General features: G+C 34.8%; 5 protein-coding genes and 4 CRISPR repeat arrays. Of the genes, 3 read left to right on the top strand and 2 right to left on the bottom strand.

The features are described 5' to 3' along the window. The first annotated feature begins 337 nt into the window (after positions 1–337). From AFK68_RS19695 to AFK68_RS19685, 3 genes are all read left to right on the top strand, one after another. Positions 338–583 carry an acetyltransferase gene (locus AFK68_RS19695; RefSeq protein WP_094674377.1) on the top strand — a complete coding sequence of 82 codons (246 nt, stop codon included), beginning with the start codon at positions 338–340 and terminating at the stop codon, positions 581–583. A 453-nt stretch (positions 584–1,036) separates the two neighbouring features. Next, positions 1,037–1,729 carry a response regulator transcription factor gene (locus tag AFK68_RS19690; protein ID WP_094674381.1) on the top strand — a complete coding sequence of 231 codons (693 nt, stop codon included), beginning with the start codon at positions 1,037–1,039 and terminating at the stop codon, positions 1,727–1,729. 605 nt (positions 1,730–2,334) lie between these two features. Then, positions 2,335–2,820: an LOG family protein gene (locus AFK68_RS19685; protein ID WP_094674375.1), complete on the top strand. Its 486-nt coding sequence runs from the start codon at positions 2,335–2,337 to the stop codon at positions 2,818–2,820. Between the two features lie 122 nt (positions 2,821–2,942). Beyond that, positions 2,943–3,506: a CRISPR direct-repeat array (repeat unit 37 nt; unit sequence GTTTCAATCCCTAATAGGGATTAGTTGTTGTTTAAAC). Between the two features lie 41 nt (positions 3,507–3,547). Next, positions 3,548–4,368: direct repeats of the CRISPR family, unit length 27 nt; unit sequence GTTTCAATCCCTAATAGGGATTAGTTG. A gap of 48 nt (positions 4,369–4,416) precedes the next feature. Next, positions 4,417–5,307: direct repeats of the CRISPR family, unit length 27 nt; unit sequence GTTTCAATCCCTAATAGGGATTAGTTG. A 2-nt stretch (positions 5,308–5,309) separates the two neighbouring features. Beyond that, a CRISPR array of direct repeats spans positions 5,310–5,997; the repeat unit is 36 nt; unit sequence TTTCAATCCCTAATAGGGATTAGTTGTTGTTTAAAC. A 267-nt stretch (positions 5,998–6,264) separates the two neighbouring features. Here AFK68_RS19685 and cas2 read toward each other — a convergent pair. Further along, a complete protein-coding gene (cas2, locus tag AFK68_RS19680; protein ID WP_094674379.1) occupies positions 6,265–6,537 on the bottom strand; it encodes a CRISPR-associated endonuclease Cas2 in 273 nt (90 codons plus the stop codon). 75 nt (positions 6,538–6,612) lie between these two features. Beyond that, the gene (gene cas1d, locus AFK68_RS19675) at positions 6,613–7,617 is read right to left on the bottom strand and encodes a type I-D CRISPR-associated endonuclease Cas1d (RefSeq protein ID WP_094674373.1); all 1,005 of its coding nucleotides are present in this window, start codon (positions 7,615–7,617) and stop codon (positions 6,613–6,615) included. Between the last annotated feature and the right edge of the window lie 197 nt (positions 7,618–7,814).

Here is a 7,814-nt window from a genome sequence, read left to right as displayed (position 1 = left end):
TCCTCTTCTTTATAAGAAGAGGTAATAATTAATTATTAATTGTTAATTATTAATTATTAAACACCACTTAGAGGTAATGTAGAAGTGACATATTTATCACATCTAAAAAGTCTCTGGAATTTCTTAAGATTGATTTAAGCTTTTCCAGAGATTATTTATGACACAATATTAATTAAATAGGGTAGTCTTTGATACAATTTTTTGTGCTGTGGATTTTACTTTTAATAAGATAAAACTTTTTTGAAAAAATGTAAAGATTGTGGAAAGGTCTACTCTTCAACTTTCATAAGATTACAATCCAATTCCAGCCAAAAATTAGGCATAGGGAGGTAAAAGTATGTTTTTAAAACATAAACAGACTGATGATTTAATCGAAGTGATCCGAATTGAAGATGTTTATGATCCCTGTTTAGGTGAAGTGATGGGTCAGTCTCATTCGGGTGAAGAAATGCAAGATCCAACAATTTATCCAAAAGCTGATTTAATGTTTCCTTCAGGGGAAAACTTACCCCTTTGTTGGTTAGACCCGAATTATCGAATTAAGAAAACCGTATCAAAATGTAGTCGAATGTCTGTCTCCTAGTCTTTAAGTCTCAAAATTAAGGAGACTTGAGCATTCTGGAACTTTAATTAATTTATCAGGACTGAGGCAAATACCATGTATATAATGTTCAAAACTATAACGTTNCTCCTAGTCTTTAAGTCTCAAAATTAAGGAGACTTGAGCATTCTGGAACTTTAATTAATTTATCAGGACTGAGGCAAATACCATGTATATAATGTTCAAAACTATAACGTTATCGTTTTTTGACTCTATATATAGTATCTCTAGGTAAGTCCTGATTCTTTTTTTAAATATGGTATCAAAGTTTATTATTACCACAACAATAACTTTTGATCAAGTGTTGTTAACAATACATTATTTTCGCTCCACTGATAATGAAAATTAGCTAAATTAGAAAAAAGCATTAAAGTAAGAATAATCTATATGCCTCAGATGATTCAAGCAAAAAATGAGCCACAGGAAAAATTAAAAATGTCAGGAAAAATATTATTAGTAGATGACGAACCAGGATTACGGGAAGCCGTACAAGCTTATTTAGAAGATAGTGGTTTCCATGTAGATGTTGCTAGTAATGCTAATGAAGGATGGGATATTCTACAATCACATTTACCTGACTTAGTAATTACAGATATTATGATGCCTCAAGTAGATGGTTATCAATTTCTGCAAAAATTACGAGAAGAACCAAGGTTTAAAGCTTTACCTGTGGTATTTTTGACTGCTAAAGGAATGACTACAGACCGCATTCAGGGTTATCAAGCTGGTTGTGATGCTTACCTTTCTAAACCTTTTGACCCAGAAGAGTTAGTAGCTATTGTAGAAAATTTGTTAGAGCGTCGAACATCAGTACAAACAACTAATGAAGGGGAAAATACTCCCGATCTTGCTGCTTTGGCAAGTCAAATTGCTGAAATAAAAGCAATGTTGATGGGAAAGAATGCGATCGCTCAAACTCCCTCACCCATAAAAATCGATTTGACTCCTAGAGAACAGAGTGTTTTAGACTTGGTAGCTAGAGGGTTAATGAATAAAGAAATTGCTAGAGACTTAAATACCAGCGTTAGAAATGTGGAAAAGTATGTAAGTAGATTATTTACGAAAACTGGAACGAATAGTCGAACGGAATTAGTTCGGTATGCTTTGGAACATGGGTTGACTAATTGATATAGCAGGGAATAGCAAAATGGTGGAATAGTAGGGGCGGGTTCCCTCATTCAATTAATGAGTTTTCACATTTGATTAGATAAACCCGCCCTACAGAGCTTTTCAAGTTGATGAACAACATCTTCACAACCAAAACCCTGTAGGGGCGAATCGCCATTTCCTAAGGTCATGCTCCGCAAACGCCCCTACTGTAGTCTACTGAAATGAAAACTGCTGTAATGCACAAAATTATTTGTTTCAGTCCACTGCTGTACTCCTAAATATCATCGTTGGGGGACGGGTTTATCTGAATTTCGGCTGAAAATTCATAACTTTAAAGGGGAACTTGCCCCTACAAGACTAACTAGGGCTTGCTGAAAAAGTCTTTTTGTTCTTCGTAGTAGTCAGTAGTCAGTAGTCAGTAGTCAGGAGAAATGGGAGTTATAGAAGAGATAGTCGAATATATTTATCCCTTGATTTTTCTGCTATAAGTACAAAGCGTGTCCTAGTTTTTTGAGCTTTTTGAAAGGAAAAGCAGGTACTTTTTTAAGACCAAAGAAGGGTTAAACCTTTGTCTGTCAATGCTTTTATATTTAATCAGCAAATCCTAACTAATTAGCTATAAAATGAAAAAAATCATCATCGGTGTGATGGGTGCTGGGAGTGGTGCGACTTCCACAGACTTGAAAAATGCTTATAAACTCGGTGAATTAATTGCTCAAGAATCTTGGGTTTTATTGACGGGTGGGCGGAATATGGGGGTGATGGATGCTGCGAGTCGGGGTGCCAAGTCTGCTAATGGTTTGACTATTGGAATTTTGCCTGGAAATAATCTTGATGGTATGTCTGAGGCGGTTGATATTCCTATTGTTACTGATATGGGTAATAGTCGGAATAATATTAATGTGCTTTCTAGTGATGTTGTGATTGCTTGTGGGATGGGAGCGGGTACTGCTTCGGAGGTTGCTTTGGCAATTAAGAATAATAAAAAAGTGATTTTGTTGGGTAGTAGTTTGGCAAGTCAGGCTTTTTTTGTTGGTTTGTCTCCTGAAACAGTTTTTGTCGTGGATACTCCAGAAAGTGCTATTGAAAGTGTAAAGAATTTGGTTTGAAAGTTAATAGTTTCAATTGCTGAAAGGGATTTTGTAGATATTGTACGGGCGATTCGCGTTTGCGGAGCATTCCGTGGGAAATCGCCCCTACAGATTATGGTTGTCTCTCTACTGTTGTTTCTGTTTCAATCCCTAATAGGGATTATTAGTTGTTTAAACAAAAATAACAGACAACAATACATACAATAAATTAAAGTTTCAATCCCTAATAGGGATTAGTTGTTGTTTAAACATGAAATTAGTGAGATATTGAAATGCTCTACTAAGTTTCAATCCCTAATAGGGATTAGTTGTTGTTTAAACTGGTATTTGTACTACCTTTAGTTGCGTTCCCCTAGCATGTTTCAATCCCTAATAGGGATTAGTTGTTGTTTAAACTTTTGAGGTAAATTTTTCATCTAAAATTTCCATAATATGGGATGAAAAAGGTTTCAATCCCTAATAGGGATTAGTTGTTGTTTAAACTCTTTTTCTAATATTAGATAGCATTCGCCAGCGGGTTTCAATCCCTAATAGGGATTAGTTGTTGTTTAAACAGGCATTGTTTGTCAGTAAGCATAACTTTTTCAATTAATTCGTTTCAATCCCTAATAGGGATTAGTTGTTGTTTAAACTCTTATGTATTCGTTAATAATTCAGGGAGTCCTTTGTTTCAATCCCTAATAGGGATTAGTTGTTGTTTAAACNGGCATTGTTTGTCAGTAAGCATAACTTTTTCAATTAATTCGTTTCAATCCCTAATAGGGATTAGTTGTTGTTTAAACTCTTATGTATTCGTTAATAATTCAGGGAGTCCTTTGTTTCAATCCCTAATAGGGATTAGTTGTTGTTTAAACGGGTAAACCAGATAGAAGAGCATCTGGCTGAAAAGTTTCAATCCCTAATAGGGATTAGTTGTTGTTTAAACCAAAGCAGGTATACTTGGGTGTTGATTCCGGTAATGGTTTCAATCCCTAATAGGGATTAGTTGTTGTTTAAACTAGCCAGAAGATAGATTATCCAGAACAGTTTCAGTTGTTTCAATCCCTAATAGGGATTAGTTGTTGTTTAAACTGAGTTTTTGGGCTTATCATTCCAGGATAATAATGGTTTCAATCCCTAATAGGGATTAGTTGTTGTTTAAACTTGACGTGCAGGTGGTTTAGATAGTACCATGTTATTGTTTCAATCCCTAATAGGGATTAGTTGTTGTTTAAACTTTAGATGATAAAATTATCTTACATCCTGATTTATTGTTTCAATCCCTAATAGGGATTAGTTGTTGTTTAAACGTTACTTTATTGAAAGGAAGGGAGTAGGAAAGATGTTTCAATCCCTAATAGGGATTAGTTGTTGTTTAAACCTGGCGATGGCTTATCGGCCAAACCATCGTTTTGGTTTCAATCCCTAATAGGGATTAGTTGTTGTTTAAACAATTGTAGAAGATTTAGAGGAAGAAATCCCAGAGTCAGTTTCAATCCCTAATAGGGATTAGTTGTTGTTTAAACGTTGTACGCTGAACTCCTGGATATACCTAATTTTGTTTCAATCCCTAATAGGGATTAGTTGNTTGTTTAAACAATTGTAGAAGATTTAGAGGAAGAAATCCCAGAGTCAGTTTCAATCCCTAATAGGGATTAGTTGTTGTTTAAACGTTGTACGCTGAACTCCTGGATATACCTAATTTTGTTTCAATCCCTAATAGGGATTAGTTGTTGTTTAAACATTTATTAATAGTAAAATGTTGTTTAATAGGATGTTTCAATCCCTAATAGGGATTAGTTGTTGTTTAAACTTCCTTGGCAGTAAGGGCAAGTTTTTTTCATAGTATGTTTCAATCCCTAATAGGGATTAGTTGTTGTTTAAACTGGTAATTTCTGAATCTCTATAAATAGCCCCCAAGTTTCAATCCCTAATAGGGATTAGTTGTTGTTTAAACCATTCACCTGTTTATTTAATTATTTTTTCCTGATGAAATGTTTCAATCCCTAATAGGGATTAGTTGTTGTTTAAACAATCTTCTGGCATGAAGAAATCCTGCAATTTATAGTTTCAATCCCTAATAGGGATTAGTTGTTGTTTAAACAAGAAATTATCATTGCCAACCAAATAAATATCAAGTTTCAATCCCTAATAGGGATTAGTTGTTGTTTAAACTTTCCAGAAGAAATTACTGTTAGGGTTCCGTCTCTGGGTTTCAATCCCTAATAGGGATTAGTTGTTGTTTAAACGATTAGAAAGTGAAGATCCTACTTTAGAAGATGTTGGTTTCAATCCCTAATAGGGATTAGTTGTTGTTTAAACGAGAATTTATAATCAAAGTGTGCCCAATCTTCAAGTTTCAATCCCTAATAGGGATTAGTTGTTGTTTAAACTCCAGAAGAAATTACTGTTAGGGTTCCGTCTCTGGGTTTCAATCCCTAATAGGGATTAGTTGTTGTTTAAACCTCTGAAAAAATAATAACTGACGTCAACTGATTTGTTTCAATCCCTAATAGGGATTAGTTGNGTTTCAATCCCTAATAGGGATTAGTTGTTGTTTAAACTCCAGAAGAAATTACTGTTAGGGTTCCGTCTCTGGGTTTCAATCCCTAATAGGGATTAGTTGTTGTTTAAACCTCTGAAAAAATAATAACTGACGTCAACTGATTTGTTTCAATCCCTAATAGGGATTAGTTGTTGTTTAAACAAGTTTCTTCTGATATCTAAGAGTGCTATTCCTAGTTTCAATCCCTAATAGGGATTAGTTGTTGTTTAAACCTTTTATCAATGCTAGGCAGTATTCTTTTTGTTAGGTTTCAATCCCTAATAGGGATTAGTTGTTGTTTAAACTTGAGTTACTATAGCAATATCAAAGCAAAAAAACAGGGGTTTCAATCCCTAATAGGGATTAGTTGTTGTTTAAACCAATTATTGCAGCAAAATCTGCAATGGGAACTGGTAAGTTTCAATCCCTAATAGGGATTAGTTGTTGTTTAAACCGCTCCCAAGAATGCACCCAGTTTCTAGGTTTGCAGGGTTTCAATCCCTAATAGGGATTAGTTGTTGTTTAAACTTGTGAATTGATTCTGCTTGTTTTTGCGAGTCGGTGTTTCAATCCCTAATAGGGATTAGTTGTTGTTTAAACGCAGTAAAAAAAATATCAAAACAATAAACCATGAGTTTCAATCCCTAATAGGGATTAGTTGTTGTTTAAACCGCAGGATTTTAGAACCCTTACCATATTTAGTTTTCAAGGTTCGATTTCGACGACCTACTAAACAATAGCATAACCCCCAAAAAATTTGCAAGAGTCTAAAAAAAATATTTTTCCCAAACCCCCACCAGGCAAGGAACAGAGAAATTGCGACGATCGCCTCAAAGCCTCTATACAAATCAAACCCTTTCCCAGAAAGAATTTCAGCCATTATTTTTTCCCTCTCAATTTCTACAGCTACTGATCGTCGCATTTGCCCCTCTAAATTTCTAAACAAAAAACATAGTATCGTCCCTTACCTCTGGCCCACCAATCCGTTCTACTTTCCCTTGACAACATTGGCACAAAAAATAAAAACGAATATTATCTTCCTGGCCTTTCAGCAATTTGGCCAAACGACCCCGCAATTTAGCATATTGAGTTTGAGTTAAATCGCACTCAAAAATACTATACTGCATCCACTGGCCATAAGACTTTAAAATATTGTGAATTTTTGTCCGTCGTTTATCATCAGAAATATCATAACAAATAACTACATACATAAAGATTACCTCCTCAAAATCAACAATAAAACCCCAGTTTTTATGACCAAAACTGGAGTCAAAAAATTCCAAAATCTAACGCATAATTAAAGGTGGATATTGTTCAGTTTCTCCCATCAAATATTTAGCCAATAACCGCGCCTGAACTTCAAAAGATTCTTGATAAGTATATTGACGTTGCATGGCTGGATGTTTAAACTTAAATTGTTTCCTTTTCTCATACAAAGTTAGGAATTTTTTTAACCCTTCTTTGGTTAAAGAAACTGCTCCACTTATAGGTTCAGTTGTAAAATCTTCGGCAGTTAAAGTACCTTTATTTACAGCAGAAAAAACTACGGTATCTACCACCAACGGACGAAACTCTTCCATCAAATCTAAAGCTAAGGAAGGACGACCATAACGTTCATAATGCAAATAGCCCAAATAAGGATCGAAACCAACAATATTAACGGCACTTTGTACATCATGGCGCAATAAAGCATAACCCAAACTTAATAAGGAATTAACTGGGTCTGTAGGAGGGCGACGTCGCCTTGCTTCAAAAGTAAAATCTGACCCTTTAATTAACTGATTAAAACAGCCAAAATAAGCAGCACTTCCAGCACCTTCTAATCCGCGCAAGGAATCTATATTATTAGTAGAATTAATTGGGGCGATCGCTCCATCCAATTTTTTTAAAGGTAGCTGGAAATCTAATTCGGAAGATTCCCTTTGCCGACGCAATAAAATATGACGATAATTCTTCAATTTTCCCCGCACAAAACCTTTAACAACATGAACAGCTTGTTCAGATTTTCCGGCAGCTTTCCATTGAGCAGAACGAACAAAAATATTTTTGGTCATTTCCGGTTCTAGTCTGCCTAAATATTTGCCATTTTTTGTTAGGAAAGACAAAGGAAGTTGTCGGGATAATAATTCCATTACCACTTGAGGAGAAACAGTTGCTCGACCCAAAACTACAACTCCATCTACTTTAATTAATGGAATATCTAAAAGTTTTTGTTTATCAGCTTTAACGACTAAACGTTCATCATTTTTGCCAATAAAAGCATCTTCGCAAGTTATGTAAGTAGTACCCATTTTTTTCAGTTATCAGTTATCAGTTATCAGTTATCAGTTATTAGGTATTCAGTTCGTAGGTTGGGTTGAGCGATAGTGAAACCCAACATTAAACTCTGGTATTTTCTAGATAGATAGTTGTTGATTTTTCATTGAAACCCAACATTAAACTCTGGTATTTTTCGGATATGTAGTTGTTAGTTAGTAGGTTGGGTTGA

Source organism: Hydrocoleum sp. CS-953 (assembly GCF_002260545.1).
Lineage (GTDB): Bacteria > Cyanobacteriota > Cyanobacteriia > Cyanobacteriales > Microcoleaceae > Trichodesmium.
This window is presented reverse-complemented; position numbering and strand designations above follow the sequence as displayed.

Bases quoted from the DNA above. Each gene is read 5' to 3' on its own strand.
- AFK68_RS19695 (WP_094674377.1), top strand. From the start codon at position 338: ATGTTTTTAAAACATAAACAGACTGATGATTTAATCGAAGTGATCCGA.
- AFK68_RS19685 (WP_094674375.1), top strand. From the start codon at position 2,335: ATGAAAAAAATCATCATCGGTGTGATGGGTGCTGGGAGTGGTGCGACT.
- cas2 (WP_094674379.1), bottom strand. From the start codon at position 6,537: ATGTATGTAGTTATTTGTTATGATATTTCTGATGATAAACGACGGACA.
- AFK68_RS19690 (WP_094674381.1), top strand. From the start codon at position 1,037: ATGTCAGGAAAAATATTATTAGTAGATGACGAACCAGGATTACGGGAA.
- cas1d (WP_094674373.1), bottom strand. From the start codon at position 7,617: ATGGGTACTACTTACATAACTTGCGAAGATGCTTTTATTGGCAAAAAT.